Raw genomic sequence first — 14,517 nt, forward strand, 5'->3', positions numbered from 1 at the left:
AGGCCAACCGGAAAAGGATACATCGATGGCTCTCCCTGAATTCAGCATGCGCCAGCTGCTCGAAGCTGGCTGTCATTTCGGACACCAGACGCACCGCTGGAACCCGAAGATGAAAGACTACATCTTCGGCGATCGCTCCAACATTCACATCATCGACCTGTCGCAGACGGTCCCGCTGCTGCACCAGGCCCTGGTGAAAGTGCGCGAAACCGCTGCCAAGGGCGGCCGCGTTCTTTTCGTCGGCACCAAGCGTCAGGCCCAGGAGCCGATCGCTCAGGCAGCTGGCCGTTGCGCCCAGTACTACATGAACCAGCGCTGGCTCGGCGGTACGCTGACCAACTGGTCGACGATTTCGAACTCCATCCAGCGCCTGCGCGAACTGGAGGGCATGTTCGACAGCGAGGGCGGCCTTGAAGGTCTGACCAAAAAAGAACAGCTGATGCTGACGCGTGAGCGCGACAAGCTGGAACGCTCGCTGGGCGGTATCAAGGACATGGGCGGCACGCCGGACCTGATGTTCGTGATCGACACCAACAAGGAAGCGATCGCCATCCAGGAAGCCAAGAAGCTCGGCATTCCGGTTGTCGCCATCGTCGACACGAATTGTGACCCGGACCCGATCGACTTCCCGATCCCGGGCAATGACGACGCCAGCCGCGCGATCGCCCTGTACTGCGACCTCATTGCCGACGCCATCCTCGACGGCATGGCCGACAGCCAGCTCGCCATGGGCGTTGACCTAGGCGAAGCTGAAGCCCCGGTCGAAGCCATGATCGAAGCGGAAGCTCCGGCTGCTGAAGAAGCCGCTGCTGAAGCTCCGGCCGAAACCGCTGAAGCCCCGGCGGAAGCGTCCACCGACACCGACAAAACCGAAGCCTAACGGCTTCAACCGACCGAATACTCCAGGAGAATACCGATGGCTGCAATTACGGCTGCACTGGTAAAAGAACTGCGCGAGAAAACCGGCGTAGGCATGATGGACTGCAAGAAAGCGCTGAACGAGACGGACGGCGATTTCGAAGCCGCTGTCGACTGGCTGCGCAAGAAGGGCCTGTCCAAGGCTGCCAAGAAGGCTGATCGCGTCGCCGCTGAAGGCCTTGTCGCCGTTGCGACGGACGGCTCCAACGGCGCCGTTGTCGAGGTCAATTCCGAGACCGACTTCGTGGCCCGTAACGAGACCTTCCAGGCTGCAGTGAAGGACATTGCGACCCTGGCCCTGACCACGGGCGGTGATGTCGACGCGCTCAAGGCAGCGTCCCTGCCGTCTGGCGAGACCGTCGAAGATAAGCTGACCAACCTGGTCGCCACGATCGGCGAGAACATGTCCCTGCGCCGCACCCAGGTCATCACGGCCGAGCCGGGTGTTGTCGCGTCCTACGTCCACAATGCCGAAGCTGACGGCATGGGCGCGCTCGGCGTGCTCGTGGGCCTGAAGTCGGAAGGCGACAAGGACAAGCTGGCCGAGCTGGGCCGCAAGATCGCCATGCACGTCGCGGCCGGCTCCCCGGCGGTTGCCGTCTCCGTCGACATTGACGGCGTCGACAGCGCGATTGCCGACAAGGAGCGCGAAGTCTTCGCCGACCAGGCGCGCGCCTCGGGCAAGCCGGACAACATCATCGAGAAGATGGTGGAAGGCCGCATGCGCAAATTCTTCGAGGAAGTCGTGCTCTTGAAGCAGGCTTTCGTCATGGACCCGGACCGCACCATCGAGAAGGTTCTCGAGGATGCCGGCAAGGAGCTCGGCTCCCCGGTCGAGATCACCGGCTTTGTCCGTATGGCCAAGGGCGAAGGTGTCGAGAAGAAAGAAGAAGACTTCGCTGCTGAAGTCGCGGCCGCTACCGGCCAAGCCTAATCAAGCAACATGGCGGCGCTGTTTCAGCGCCGCCATTTTCTATAGGCTGACCCTCGTGACTGATTCTGCTTCCTCCGCGCCTTCGGGCGATACAAACCCGCCGCAATTCCGGCGGGTTCTGCTCAAAGTGTCCGGCGAAGCCCTGATGGGTTCGCAGCAATTCGGCATTGATCTGGAAACCGCCAACCGGATCGCCGGCGAGGTCAAACAGGCCGTCGATGCAGGCACGGAAATGTGCCTGGTCATTGGCGGCGGAAATATCTTCCGTGGTCTGTCCGGCGCAGCCAAGGGCATGGACCGCACCGCCGCCGACTATATGGGCATGCTGGCAACGGTGATGAACGCCCTGGCGATGCAGACCGCTCTTGAAAGCATTGGTGTGCAGACCCGGGTGCAGTCCGCCATTCCCATGACCACGGTCTGCGAGCCCTATATCCGGCGCCGTGCCACACGGCATATGGAAAAGGGCCGGGTGGTGATTTTCGCCGCCGGTACCGGCAACCCCTTCTTCACGACCGATACCGCTGCTGCCCTGCGCGCGGCAGAGATGGGGTGCGATGCACTGGTCAAGGGCACCCAGGTCGATGGCGTCTACTCCGACGATCCGCGCAAAAACCCGGATGCGGAACGCTACGACCGGCTCGACTATCTCGATGTGCTGACGCGCGATCTGAAGGTCATGGACGCTTCGGCGGTGACATTGATGCGCGAAAATGCGATTCCGATCGTGGTATTCGATATTCACACCAAGGGCGGCCTGGCCCAGGTGCTCGCCGGCGAGGGCGTCTGCACCATTATCGGTGAAGTCCGCGAGCCTGCGGCCGCCGGGGCCTGAACCGTCCAAGACAATAATAAGGGGAAACGTCCATGAGCGATGTGGATTACGATGAGGCGGACCTGAAGCGCCGCATGGATGGCGCAGTGGATTCGCTGAAAAAGGAGTTCGGCGGTCTGCGTACTGGTCGCGCCAGTGCCGCGCTGCTCGATCCGATCAAGGTTGAGGCCTATGGCTCGCCGACGCCGATCAGCCAGGTGGGTACGGTTTCCGTTCCCGAACCGCGCATGATTTCGGTCCAGGTCTGGGACAAGGACCTTGTCGGCGCAGTGGACAAGGCGATCCGCAATTCCGCTCTTGGCCTTAACCCGGTGGTTGAAGGTCAGCTTCTGCGTATTCCGATCCCGCCGCTCAATGAAGAGCGCCGCGCCGAGATTGCCAAGCTTGCCGGCACCTATGCCGAGAATGCACGCGTGGCTGTGCGCAATGTGCGCCGCGACGGCATGGACGCGCTGAAGAAAATGGAAAAGGATGGCGATCTGTCCGAGGACGAGCACAAAATGTTCGCGGAAGACGTCCAGAAACTGACTGATAATGCCATCAAGGGCATCGATGACAGCCTGAAGACCAAGCAAGAAGAGATTATGCAGGTCTGATTGCCGGTTCTCGCGGAGACCAGAATGACCGAGACGGCGCCCGCAACCCTGACTGTGCCGAGCCATGTGGCGATCATCATGGACGGCAATGGACGCTGGGCGAAACAACGCGGGCGGCCGCGTTCCTTTGGGCATTCCAAAGGTGTCGATGCGGTTCGCAAGACGGTTGAGGCAGCGGGCAAGCTTGGCATTCGCCATCTCACGCTTTTCAGCTTCTCTACGGAAAACTGGAACCGCCCGGCCGATGAGGTCGGAGCGCTGTTTGAATTGCTCAAGCGCTATGTCGAGGCTGACCTCAACACGCTCGACCGGCGCGGCGTAAAGGTGCAGGTCGCCGGGCGGCGCGATGACCTGTCTCCGGATATTCTGGAGATCATCGAACGCGCCGAACGCCAGACGGCCGACAATACGGACTTTTTCCTCACCATTGCCTTCAATTATGGCGGGCGCGATGAGATCGTCCGGGCTTGCCGCTCTATCGCCGACGATGTGGCTGGTGGGCAGATCGATCCTGCGCGAATTGATGAGGCATTGTTCAGCACACGGGTCGACACGGCCGGCATTCCCGATGTCGACCTCTTGATCCGCACCAGCGGCGAACAGCGCATTTCCAACTTCCTTCTGTGGCAGGCGGCCTATGCCGAGTTGCTGTTCCTGGATGTCTTGTGGCCGGATTTCTCGCCCGCTCATCTGGAAGGCGCTGTACGCGAATATGCGGCGCGTGACCGGCGCTATGGAGGCGTGAATGCCGGCGCGGCATGATCCCGTATTCCGCAAGCGCCTGCTATCCGCCCTGATCCTTGGTCCACTTGCAGTTCTTTTGCTGTGGTATGGCGAGTTGGCCTTCACCGCCTGGGTCGCGGCCTTTGCGGCAGCCATGGCGTGGGAATGGATCCAGATGTCGGACCGCGAGGCTCCGCCGGTAGCCTATGCCATCGCCTGCGCAACCGCCTCAGGCACGGTCTTGCTTGCCGGACAGACCTCGATCACCGATGCGGTGATCTGGGGCGCTCTGGGGACATTGGGTAGCGGGGTCGAGCGCTGGCGTCGCGGCTGGTCTATGGAAGTGCTGGGCGTGCTTTATGTCGCGCTATCGGCAGCTTTGCTGGCCGCGATGCGAGCCCAGGAGCCGTCCGGGCTGGCGGCTGTCATCCTGCTGTTTTCCATCGTATGGGCGGCCGACAGTTTCGCCTACCTTGTGGGGACCTGGATCGGAGGACCCAAACTCGTGCCGCAGGCTAGCCCCAATAAAACCTGGTCAGGCTTCCTTGCCGGGCTCGCGGCCGGCATGGCAGCGGCCTGGGCGGCTGGCATGATTTTCGGGCTGGAAACCGGGGCTGTTCTGATTTTCGGGCTTGTCGTTGCCGCTGCTGCAATTGCCGGTGATCTTGCCATGTCCTTGTTCAAGCGCTCGTTCGGGGTAAAGGATAGCGGTACGTTGATCCCTGGGCATGGCGGGGTGCTGGACCGCGTCGATGCGTTGATGCTGGCTGTCATCATTGCCGTGATCGCCCAGCGTTTTATTGATTTAGGATGGGCTTTGTGAGCGCACCGCGGCGGATATCCGTGCTGGGCGCGACCGGTTCTGTCGGCGCTGCGACCCTCGATCTGATCGACCGGGCTTCGCCTGGGCAGTATGAAGTCGTCGCATTGACCGCGCGCACCAATGCTCGTGAGCTCGCGCGTTTGGCCATCCAGCACAAGGCCGAGTTTGTCGCCATAGCCGATCCGGCTTGCGAACCCGAATTGCGGCAGGCGCTCTTGGGGCAGCCCATCGAAATCGCCAGCGGTGAGGGTGGTGTCATCGAGGCTGCCCAACGCCGGGCGGACTGGATCATGGCGGCCATTGTCGGTGCGGCAGGGCTGCGACCGACCCTGGCGGCCCTGCGACAGGGTACAGCCCTCGCATTCGCCAATAAGGAATGTCTGGTGTGTGCCGGTGGGCTCTTCATGCAGGAAGCAGCCCGGTGCGGCACGCGTCTGCTGCCGGTCGATAGTGAACATAACGCCGTCTTTCAGGTGTTTAACGGGGCACACCGCGCGAACATCGATGCCATTACGCTGACGGCCTCCGGTGGCCCGTTCCGGAGCTGGGATGAAGTTCGCATGCAAAGTGCGGTGCGGGCAGACGCACTGGCGCACCCAACCTGGGATATGGGCGCAAAGATCAGCATCGATAGCGCGACGATGATGAATAAAGGTCTGGAGGTGATCGAGGCCTGCTGGCTGTTTGATCTGCCAGAGGACCAGGTTCGCGTCGTTGTGCATCCGCAATCCATCGTCCATGGCATGGTGCATTACGGTGATGGTAGCGTCTTGGCCCAGATGGGGTCTCCCGACATGCGGACGCCGATTGCGCATGCCCTGGCCTGGCCCGAGCGCATGACCGCACCGGTGGAACGGCTCGATCTGATACAGGCCGGCCGTCTCGATTTTGAACCTCCGGACCTGGAGCGCTTTCCGGCCCTGCGGCTGGCGCGCGAGGCGGTTCAGGCGGGGGGCATTGCGCCCACCGTACTCAACGCTGCCAACGAGATCGCAGTAGCGGCCTTTCTGGACGACCGGATCGGCTTTCTTGACATCGCCGCAAGTGTTGCCGAGGCTCTGGACCGAGCGGCGGGGGATGAGGACATGCCGTCGCAATTAGGGGCGTTCGACGACGTGTTCGCGATTGATAAGCGGGCGAGGGAGCTGGCACGCGACTTGATGGGCGTGCCGGCCGCACAGAACGGATAAGGATTTCCTCATGAGCGTGATATTGGGCTCCCTGCTGGCCATCGTCTCCTTTGTGTTCCTGATCTCCATTGTCGTGGTGATTCACGAGCTGGGGCATTACTGGGCCGGACGCTGGTGCGGTGTGCACGCAGAAGCCTTTTCCATGGGCTTCGGCCCGACCTTGATGTCCTGGCGGGACAAACATGGGACGGTCTGGCGCATCGCGGCACTGCCGATCGGCGGCTATGTGAAGTTTCTCGGCGATGCCGGGGCTGCCAGCGAGCCCGATGCGGAGAAGCTGAAGGAGCTTCGAGAACGCATGGGGGACGCATCGGACAAGTGTTATCACTTCAAACCGATCTGGCAGCGGGCTTTCATCACGGCAGCCGGCCCCATCGCGAACTTCATCCTCGCAATCTTCATTTTCGCGCTGCTGGCGCAGGTCTATGGCGAGCGCTATCTCGAGCCGGTGGTCGGGTCGGTTGTCGAGGGGTCGCCTGCTGCGGAAGCCGGTTTCCTGCCGGGTGACCGGATTACCGCTATCGGTGGCAAATCTGTTGATCGCTTCCGGGATATTCCCACCGAGGTGAGCTGGCGTCCGGGCGAGGAATTGCGCTTCGAGGTCGAGCGCAATGGTGAGACGGTCGTGATTCATGCCGCTTCGCGTTTGACCGAGGTCGAAGACCGTTTCGGTGGTGTCCGCGAGATCGCTCAGCTTGGACTGGGCTCCGGGCCCGGAGCCCAGATTGCCGAACGCAGCTATAATCCGTTCACGGCTGTGGCTCATGGCGTCAACCAGACCTGGACTGTGGTCAATATGACTGCGCGCTATGTGTCTTATGTGGTCACGCTGCGTGCGCCGCCGACCATGCTCAACGGTCCGCTCGGCATTGCCGAGGTGGCCGGTCAAACGGCGCAGGTCAGCGTTGAGGCGGGTCGGAACCCGGCAGAGAGCTTTTATTTCTGGCTGCGAAACATGATCAATCTGGCTGCTTTCCTGTCGGTCGGACTGGGATTGGTGAACCTGTTACCGATCCCGATCCTCGACGGCGGTCATTTAGTGTATTACGGCTATGAAGCGGTCGCGAGACGCCCGTTGAGCATGAAAGCGCAACAACTTGGTTTTCAGTTGGGGCTTGCACTTGTGCTTGGGATGATGCTTTTAGCGACCTGGAACGATATTAACTACAAGCTCAGTCAATGGTTTTGACTGAGCTCAGAAAGCGGCGATCTTCCATGGCGAGTGTTTTGCGTGTGCTCTTCGCGGCCCTGATGACCTGCAGCCTGGGGGCGGCTGTACAGGCTCAGGATCCGGCATCTGAAACGGGGCAGCCCGCCGCCCAGGCTCAGCCGGTGATCCAGCAGATCCTGGTCCAGGGCAATCAGCGGGTCGAGGCCGATACGGTCATCTCCTATCTGCTGATCCAGCCGGGCCAGCCCATGGACCCGCGCACTGTGAACCTGTCGATCCAGACACTGTTCGCAACCGGGCTGTTCTCTGACGTGCAGATTGAAGATCGCGGCAATATCGCGGTCGTTCGCGTGCAGGAGAACCCGATCATCAACCGCGTGGTCCTGGAAGGGAACCGCGCGATCGACAATGACAAGATCACCGATGAGATCCAGGCTCAGCCGCGCGCCATCTTCACCCGTGCCCGGGTTCAATCGGATGTGCAGCGAATCATCGAGGTTTATCGTCGTTCGGGCCGTTTTGCGGCGACCGTGACGCCGAAGATCATCGAGCTGCCGCAAAACCGCGTCGATCTCATCTTCGAAATTTCCGAAGGCCCGGTGACCGGTGTTCGCCGGATCAACTTCATAGGCAATGAAAGTTTCTCGGACCGCCGTCTGCGTCGCGAACTGGTGACCCAGGAATCGCGCTGGTGGCGTTTCTATTCCTCGAACGACAATTACGACCCGGATCGCCTGGAGTATGATCAGGAGTTGCTGCGCCAGTTCTACCAGAACCGTGGCTATGCCAACTTCCGCGTCCTGTCCTCTGTCGCCGAGCTGACGCCCGACCAGGAGAGCTTCTACCTCACCATCACCATTGATGAGGGCGAGGTCTATAACTTCGGCGAGATCACCGTCGACAGCCAGATTGAAGAGCTCAACAACGAGTTCCTGCAGGCCATCCTGCCGATCACGACCGGCGACACCTATCGCGCGGATGCCATTGAGGCATCGATTGACACGCTGACCTTCGCAGCGGGCGCATCGGGCTATGCCTTCATCAATATCCGCCCGATCATCGAGCGTGACCGCGAGACCCAGACCGTCGATGTGAACTTCATTCTCGACGAAGGTCCGCGCGTCTATATCGAGCGCATTGATATCGTGAACAATACGCGGACGCTTGATCGCGTCATCCGGCGCGAACTTGATGTCGTTGAAGGCGATGCCTTCAACCGCGTCCTGATCGACCGCTCGCGTAATAATATTCGCCGTCTGGGCTTCTTCGAGGAAGTCGAAGTTACGGAAACCCCGGGTTCGAGCGCCGACCGCGCGCGCCTGCAGGTGGATGTGACCGAGCAGCCGACCGGTGAGCTGGCCTTTGGTGCCGGTTTCTCCTCGACCGATGCCTTCCTGGTTGATCTGTCGATTTCAGAGCGCAATCTGCGCGGCCGCGGTCAGTTCCTGCGGTTCCGCATCTCGGCCAGTTCGCGCCGGGAGACGATCGATATCCGCTTTACCGAGCCGCGTTTCCTGGACCGCAATCTGGCCGCCGGTTTCGACCTCTTCCGGGTCAATTCCGACTTCCTGAGCGAAGCGTCCTTCCAAACGGAATCGACCGGTGGCTCCGTGCGTCTCGGTTTCCCGGTGACGGCCAACACGAACATGCAGCTGCGCTACACGATCCGGAACGACAATGTCTTTGTCTTCTCCAGCGCTTCAGCTGCCCTGCAGGGCCAGTCCGGCAATCGGACGACCTCGGTTCTGGGCTACTCCTTCAGCTGGTCGCAGTTGAATGATCCGATCGAACCAAGCGACGGTTTCCGTCTCACGGTGAGCCAGGATCTCGCAGGTGTCGGTGGCGATGTGAACTATGTGCGTACCGAAATTCAGTCCGCCTTCTATTACGGACTGTGGCGCGACATGGTGGCGAGCTTCACCGCAAATACCGGTTTCATTCTGGGATGGGGCGGCGATTCAATCCGGATCAACGACCGTTTCTTCAAAGGCGGCAACAGCTTCCGTGGCTTTGACGTAGGCGGCTTGGGACCGCGTACTGTCTCGCGTAATGACGAAACCGGGGAATTGAATCGTGGCGATAGCCTGGGTGGCAGGCTTTATGCAATTGGCGCACTTGAAGTCAGCTTCCCGCTGGGACTGCCGGAGCAATACGGCATCAGCGGAAGCGTCTTCACTGAGTTTGGTACGCTGGGTCTCCTCGACTCCGTGGACCAGATTGACGAGGGAACGAGTCCGATCTTTACGGTCGACGATTTGGCGCTACGGGCTTCGGCTGGCGTGAGTATCTTCTGGGATTCTCCGTTCGGTCCGGTCCGTTTCGACTTCGCAGAGGCGTTTATGGCGGAAGAGTACGACAGAACGGAATTCTTCCGCTTCAGCACACGAACAGGGTTCTAAAGTTATGAAATTTCTCAAAGCATTTCTGCTTCTTCCGCTGGCGGTGGTGGCGCTCGCCGGTCCGGCGATGGCGCAGACCAAGGTGATCGTGATCGACCGCGACCGCGTCCTGGCTCAAAGCGAGGTCGGCCAGCATGTGGCCGAGCGCTTGAACACGATCCAGACCGAGATGGCCGCTGAGCTGCAGGCCATCGGCGCACCCCTCGCAACCGAGCGTGAAGCGCTTAATGCCGAAACCTCGAACATGACCCAGGCCGCTGTGCAGGCGCGTCCGGATCTGATGCAGCGTATCGAGACACTGAACCAGAATGCGGCAGCTTACGAGCAGGCCCGCCGCATCCGCGCGGAAGAATTGGAGCGCACGCGCGTCCAGGCCCTGCGCCCGGTTGGTGAAGCGCTCGATGCAATTGTACAGCAGCTGGTGGCTGACGAAGCGCCTGACCTGCTGATCGATCGCTCGGTGGTTTATTACGCCAGCGAGAGCGTCGATATGAGCCAGCAGCTGATCACCCAGCTCAACGCTCAACTGCCGACCGTTCCGGTCAACCGGGTCCGCGTGTCTGTCGATCCGGCTGCCTCGGAAGGCGGCGAGTAAGACAAGGATCGGATGACACGTGGCTGACCCCAGGTTCTACGACCGGCTTGGCCCCCGAACGATCACGGAAATCGCTGCGTTGTCCGACGCGGCGATTTCTGATTCTGGGGCTGGGGAGACAACGGTAGATGCGGTCGCTCCGCTCGGTGAGGCGAGCCGCGGTGCGGTTTCCTATGTCGAGTCGGCCAAGTTGCTCGCTGCCGCTGAGGCGGCAGATCTGGATGATGCTGTCATTCTGGCACCGGAAGCGCTCAAGGATGCCCTCGTTGAGCGTGGAGCGATTGTCCTCGTGCATGCGGCGCCGCGCGCCGGTTTTGCGGCTATCGCGGCCTCACTATTCCGTCCGCGTCGCATCGCCGGTCCCGAGGCTATTGATCAAAGCGCAAAGATTGCCCCGGATGCGGTGATCGCCCCCAATGCCGTGATTGGACCGGACGTGGAGATTGGCGCAGGAGCCTGGATTGGCCCGGGCGCCCATATCGGACCCGGGTGCCGGATTGGCGAAGGCAGCGTTATCGGTGCGAATGCGTCGATTTCCTGCAGCGATATCGGCCGCGAATGCCAAATTCTCGCCGGCGCTGTCCTGGGGGAAGCCGGGTTCGGGGTCGCGGTGGCCGGTAGTACCGTCATCGACATCCCGCATCTCGGCATGGTGCGGCTGGGAGACCGGGTGACGATCGGGGCCAATTCCTGTGTGGATCGGGCCGTCTTTGGCGAAACCCGTCTCGATGACGGCGTCAAACTCGATAATCTCTGTCATATTGCGCACAATGTTCGTGTTGGCCGGTCTGTCTTGATGCCGGCTTATGCCGGGGTCTCCGGTTCGACCACGATCGGCGACGGGGTCATGTTCGGCGGACGGGTCGGGATTTCAGATCATGTTGAAATCGGCGAGGGTGCGCGCATTGGATCGAATTCCGCGGTGATGAATGATGTGCCCGCGGGGGAAACCTATGCCGGGGCACCGGCCCAGCCGATCCGCCGTCATATGCGTGAAATCGCCGAGATCCGGCGGTTGGTAAAGTCCAAGGACAAAAGCAAAAAAGGGGGCTGATGCCATGTCCGATCGGATCGAAAGCACCGAAATCCAACAATTGATCCCGCATCGCTATCCATTCCTGCTTGTGGACGCGGCGGAGGATTATGTCGAAGGCACCTCGATCACCGGCCTTAAAGGGGTAACGGCCAATGAGCCGTTTTTTCCGGGGCACTTCCCCGGAAATCCGGTTATGCCCGGCGTTCTGATGATCGAAGCCATGGGGCAGACGGGTGCCATTTTGATGTCCAAGACACTACAGGCGGACCCGTCCAAGGTGACGATCTTCTTCATGGGCGCTGACAAGGTGAAATTCCGTACGCCGGTACGTCCGGGCATGATGTTGCGCATGCCGGTCGTGGTTACGGCTGCGCGCCATGGCGTGTTCAAGTTCAAGGGCGAGGTCTATGCCGACGGTGCCAAGGCGGCGCAGGCAGAATTCGCGGCCAAAGCGGTGGAACACGCATGAGCGCCCCGGTGATCCATCCAACCGCCATCGTCGATGCCGCTGCACAATTGGGCGAGGGCGTTGAAATCGGCCCATTCTGCATGGTTGGCCCGCGCACTGTGCTCGGCGATCGGGTTCGCATGCTGTCGCACGCAACTGTCGCCGGGAATACCACGATCGGTGAAGACTGCGTGCTTTATCCTGGTGTCCATCTCGGCCATCCGCCGCAGGATTTCAAATATCAGGGCGAAGATACCAAGCTGGTGATCGGTCAGCGCAATATCATTCGCGAGAATGTTACCATGCACCCTGGTACCAGCGTCGGTCGTGGGGAAACCCGGGTGGGTGACGACGGCTATTTCATGGTCAACAGCCATGTTTCCCATGACAGCGTGGTCGGTGATCGTGTGGTCTTCGCCAATGGCGCTGCTATCGGCGGCGGTACAACCGTGGCCGATCACGCAATTCTGGGCGGCTATGCCGGTGTGCACCAGAATAGCCGCATTGGGCGCCACGCCTTTATCGGTGCCATGGCGATGGTGACGGCGGATGTCATTCCCTATGGCTCCGTCATTGGTAACCATGCCCGTCTCGCCGGGCTCAATGTCGTGGGCCTGAAACGCCGCGGCATGCCGCGAGACACGCTGCGTGATCTGCGGACCGCCTATCGCTTGCTGTTCGCCGCAGAGGGTACTTTCCAGGAGCGGATCGACGATGTGTCGAACGCCTATACGGAAAACGCCCCGGTCAAAGAGATCATCGATTTCATCCGGGCTGATTCCAAACGCTCACTGTGCATGCCCAATGACTGACGCCACGCCTCAAGCCGGAAATTGGTCGCGGCTGGGGATTTTGGCCGGTGGTGGCGATCTGCCTTTGACCCTGGCGCGAGCGATCGCCGCGGAAAACCCGTTCGTGGTGGAGCTGTCCGGCTTTGCCGACCGGGATTATTCCGGTTTCGAAACAAAAGCCATTTCTGTCGGGCAGATCGGCAAGATTATTAAAGCCTTGCATGAAGCGAATTGCGACGCGGTCTGCTTCGCCGGCTATGTCACACGGCCGGACGTCAAGGCGCTGAAAATGGATACGCGTGGTCTGATCCTGGTGCCCAAGGCGCTCGCCGCAGGCCGCAAGGGCGATGATGCCTTGATCCGTGTCGTGGTTGGCGAGTTCGAGCAAGCCGGATTTCGTGTTGCGGGTGCCGATGAAGTGCTCGCCGGATTGGCGCCGGGGGCAGACAATGCCATAGCGCCGGAACTGGCGAGAAGCCATCAAGCCGATATCGAGAAAGCGGCAAAAATCGCCCGGTCAATCGGTGAGCTCGATATCGGACAGGCTTGTGTGGTTGCCGATGGTCTGGTTCTGGCCGTGGAAGCCCAGGAAGGCACCAATGGGATGCTGGACCGGGTGGCCGGACTTGATCGAGCCCTGCGCGGTTCGACCGAAAAACGCCGTGGCGTGTTGGCAAAAATGCCCAAGCCCGAGCAGGAACGCCGGGTTGATCTTCCGACTATCGGCGTCGGCACGGTGCAGCGATGTTCTGAGGCGGGTCTGGCTGGCATCGTGCTGGAGGCCGGTGCTGCGCTGATCTTGGAACGGGAGGCCGTAAACGCCGCTATGGCAGAAAACGGCATGTTCCTGGCTATCGTGCCGCCTGTGGGCAAGGCGGGATAGATATGACCTTGCGCCCCTCGATCTATGTTGTCGCTGCAGAACGGTCCGGTGATCTTCTCGGCGCCGGGTTGATCAAGGCGCTCAAAACCCAGACCGGCGGCGAGGTTGAGTTTCACGGTGTTGGCGGTACGGCCATGGCCGCGGAGGGTGTGAACAGCGCCGTTGATATATCCGGCCTCTCCATTCTCGGCTTTTTTGATGGCCTGAAAGCCTTCGGCCGGGTCAAGGCTCGGGTCGCCGAGACCGTCTCCGATATCATCAGGCACAAGCCGGATGCGGTCGTGCTGATCGATAGTTGGGGCTTTATGCTTCGCGTCGCCCAAGGGGTGCGCGCCATCGACCCCACGATCAAGCTGATCAAATATGTCGGCCCGCAGGTATTTGCGACCCGTCCGGGCCGGGCCAAGACCTTAGCGGCCGCAGTCGATCATCTGATGACGATTTTGAGTTTCGACGCGCCCTATTATCAGCCTTACGGCTTGCCCGTGACCTTTGTCGGCAATCCGACGCTGGATCGGGTGGAGCCGGGAGACGGCGCCGGTTTCAGGGCGCGCCATGGCGTAGCCGCGGATGAAGAGACCGTGCTGGTGCTGTTTGGCAGCCGCAAGTCTGAGATCGATCGTATGGCCGGTGATTTCACCCAGACCATACAGCAGCTCACCGATAGCCGTTCGGTGCGGCCGATTATTGTCATCGCAGGTCCGGTGGCTGAGCGACTTGCCCCGCTGGCGGCACGGTTTGCCGATGAGTTCGGGGCCGTGATTGTCGAGGAAGATGAGAAGACCGATGCTTTTGCGGCCGCAGATGTCGCCCTGGCCTGTTCCGGTACTGTGGTGACCGAGCTGGCAACTGCCGGCGTGCCGACCGTGACCGGCTATAAGCTAGGTTGGCTGACCTGGGCCATTATCCGTGCTTTCAACATCATGAAAGCACCCTTCATCAGCTTGGTGAATATCGCGGCGGGCGAAATGCTGGTTCCGGAATTCGTCCAGACCCGCGTCAGGGCCGGACTGATGGCGCAGGCGGTCAGTGCACTTCTGGATGATGCGGCCGGGCGTGCGATCGTCAGTCGGCGACTGATCGAAACCACGGTCCAGATGCGCGGGCGTGGCGAAGCCAGCGACAGGGCGGCACAGACGGTCTTGGGCGTTCTTGAGCCATGAAAAAAAAGGCCG

Annotated in this window: 15 protein-coding genes; all 15 read left to right on the forward strand. The window is 60.9% G+C overall.

Annotation, left to right across the window (positions count from 1 at the left end; genetic code table 11):
- The first annotated feature begins 25 nt into the window (after window positions 1-25).
- The 15 genes from rpsB to lpxB are packed head-to-tail and all read left to right on the forward strand — an operon-like array spanning window position 26 to window position 14,505.
- Window positions 26-880 (forward strand): 30S ribosomal protein S2, encoded by an 855-nt coding sequence (rpsB, locus tag Q1V57_RS08680; RefSeq protein ID WP_366145118.1) that lies wholly within the window; start codon window positions 26-28, stop codon window positions 878-880.
- A 36-nt stretch (window positions 881-916) separates the two neighbouring features.
- Window positions 917-1,852 carry a translation elongation factor Ts gene (gene tsf / locus Q1V57_RS08685; protein ID WP_300529698.1) on the forward strand — a complete coding sequence of 312 codons (936 nt, stop codon included), beginning with the start codon at window positions 917-919 and terminating at the stop codon, window positions 1,850-1,852.
- A 55-nt stretch (window positions 1,853-1,907) separates the two neighbouring features.
- The gene (gene pyrH / locus Q1V57_RS08690) at window positions 1,908-2,687 is read left to right on the forward strand and encodes a UMP kinase (RefSeq protein ID WP_300529700.1); all 780 of its coding nucleotides are present in this window, start codon (window positions 1,908-1,910) and stop codon (window positions 2,685-2,687) included.
- Between the two features lie 32 nt (window positions 2,688-2,719).
- Window positions 2,720-3,283 (forward strand): ribosome recycling factor, encoded by a 564-nt coding sequence (frr, locus tag Q1V57_RS08695; RefSeq protein ID WP_300529702.1) that lies wholly within the window; start codon window positions 2,720-2,722, stop codon window positions 3,281-3,283.
- A gap of 24 nt (window positions 3,284-3,307) precedes the next feature.
- The gene (locus tag Q1V57_RS08700; protein ID WP_300529704.1) at window positions 3,308-4,045 is read left to right on the forward strand and encodes an isoprenyl transferase; all 738 of its coding nucleotides are present in this window, start codon (window positions 3,308-3,310) and stop codon (window positions 4,043-4,045) included.
- Complete coding sequence (locus Q1V57_RS08705; RefSeq protein WP_300529706.1) at window positions 4,029-4,829, forward strand: phosphatidate cytidylyltransferase; 801 nt, start codon at window positions 4,029-4,031, stop codon at window positions 4,827-4,829. The genes Q1V57_RS08700 and Q1V57_RS08705 overlap by 17 nt, the downstream gene beginning before the upstream one ends.
- The gene (gene dxr, locus Q1V57_RS08710; RefSeq protein ID WP_366145111.1) at window positions 4,817-6,019 is read left to right on the forward strand and encodes a 1-deoxy-D-xylulose-5-phosphate reductoisomerase; all 1,203 of its coding nucleotides are present in this window, start codon (window positions 4,817-4,819) and stop codon (window positions 6,017-6,019) included. The genes Q1V57_RS08705 and dxr overlap by 13 nt, the downstream gene beginning before the upstream one ends.
- Before the next feature lie 10 nt (window positions 6,020-6,029).
- A complete protein-coding gene (locus tag Q1V57_RS08715) occupies window positions 6,030-7,208 on the forward strand; it encodes an RIP metalloprotease (protein WP_300529710.1) in 1,179 nt (392 codons plus the stop codon).
- 26 nt (window positions 7,209-7,234) lie between these two features.
- Window positions 7,235-9,589: an outer membrane protein assembly factor BamA gene (gene bamA, locus Q1V57_RS08720; protein ID WP_300529712.1), complete on the forward strand. Its 2,355-nt coding sequence runs from the start codon at window positions 7,235-7,237 to the stop codon at window positions 9,587-9,589.
- Window positions 9,590-9,593: 4 nt separating this feature from the next.
- A complete protein-coding gene (locus Q1V57_RS08725; RefSeq protein WP_300529714.1) occupies window positions 9,594-10,184 on the forward strand; it encodes an OmpH family outer membrane protein in 591 nt (196 codons plus the stop codon).
- Between the two features lie 19 nt (window positions 10,185-10,203).
- A complete protein-coding gene (lpxD, locus tag Q1V57_RS08730) occupies window positions 10,204-11,238 on the forward strand; it encodes a UDP-3-O-(3-hydroxymyristoyl)glucosamine N-acyltransferase (protein WP_300529716.1) in 1,035 nt (344 codons plus the stop codon).
- A gap of 4 nt (window positions 11,239-11,242) precedes the next feature.
- Window positions 11,243-11,689, forward strand: a complete 447-nt coding sequence (fabZ, locus tag Q1V57_RS08735; protein ID WP_300529718.1) for a 3-hydroxyacyl-ACP dehydratase FabZ — start codon at window positions 11,243-11,245, stop codon at window positions 11,687-11,689.
- On the forward strand, window positions 11,686-12,480 hold the full coding sequence (gene lpxA / locus Q1V57_RS08740) for an acyl-ACP--UDP-N-acetylglucosamine O-acyltransferase (protein WP_300529720.1): 795 nt from the start codon (window positions 11,686-11,688) through the stop codon (window positions 12,478-12,480). The genes fabZ and lpxA overlap by 4 nt, the downstream gene beginning before the upstream one ends.
- Window positions 12,473-13,342 carry a UDP-2,3-diacylglucosamine diphosphatase LpxI gene (gene lpxI, locus Q1V57_RS08745; RefSeq protein WP_300529722.1) on the forward strand — a complete coding sequence of 290 codons (870 nt, stop codon included), beginning with the start codon at window positions 12,473-12,475 and terminating at the stop codon, window positions 13,340-13,342. The genes lpxA and lpxI overlap by 8 nt, the downstream gene beginning before the upstream one ends.
- Window positions 13,343-13,344: 2 nt before the next feature.
- A complete protein-coding gene (gene lpxB / locus Q1V57_RS08750; protein ID WP_300529724.1) occupies window positions 13,345-14,505 on the forward strand; it encodes a lipid-A-disaccharide synthase in 1,161 nt (386 codons plus the stop codon).
- Window positions 14,506-14,517 lie beyond the last annotated feature (12 nt).

The organism is Maricaulis sp. (genome assembly GCF_030149425.1).
Classification (GTDB): domain Bacteria; phylum Pseudomonadota; class Alphaproteobacteria; order Caulobacterales; family Maricaulaceae; genus Maricaulis.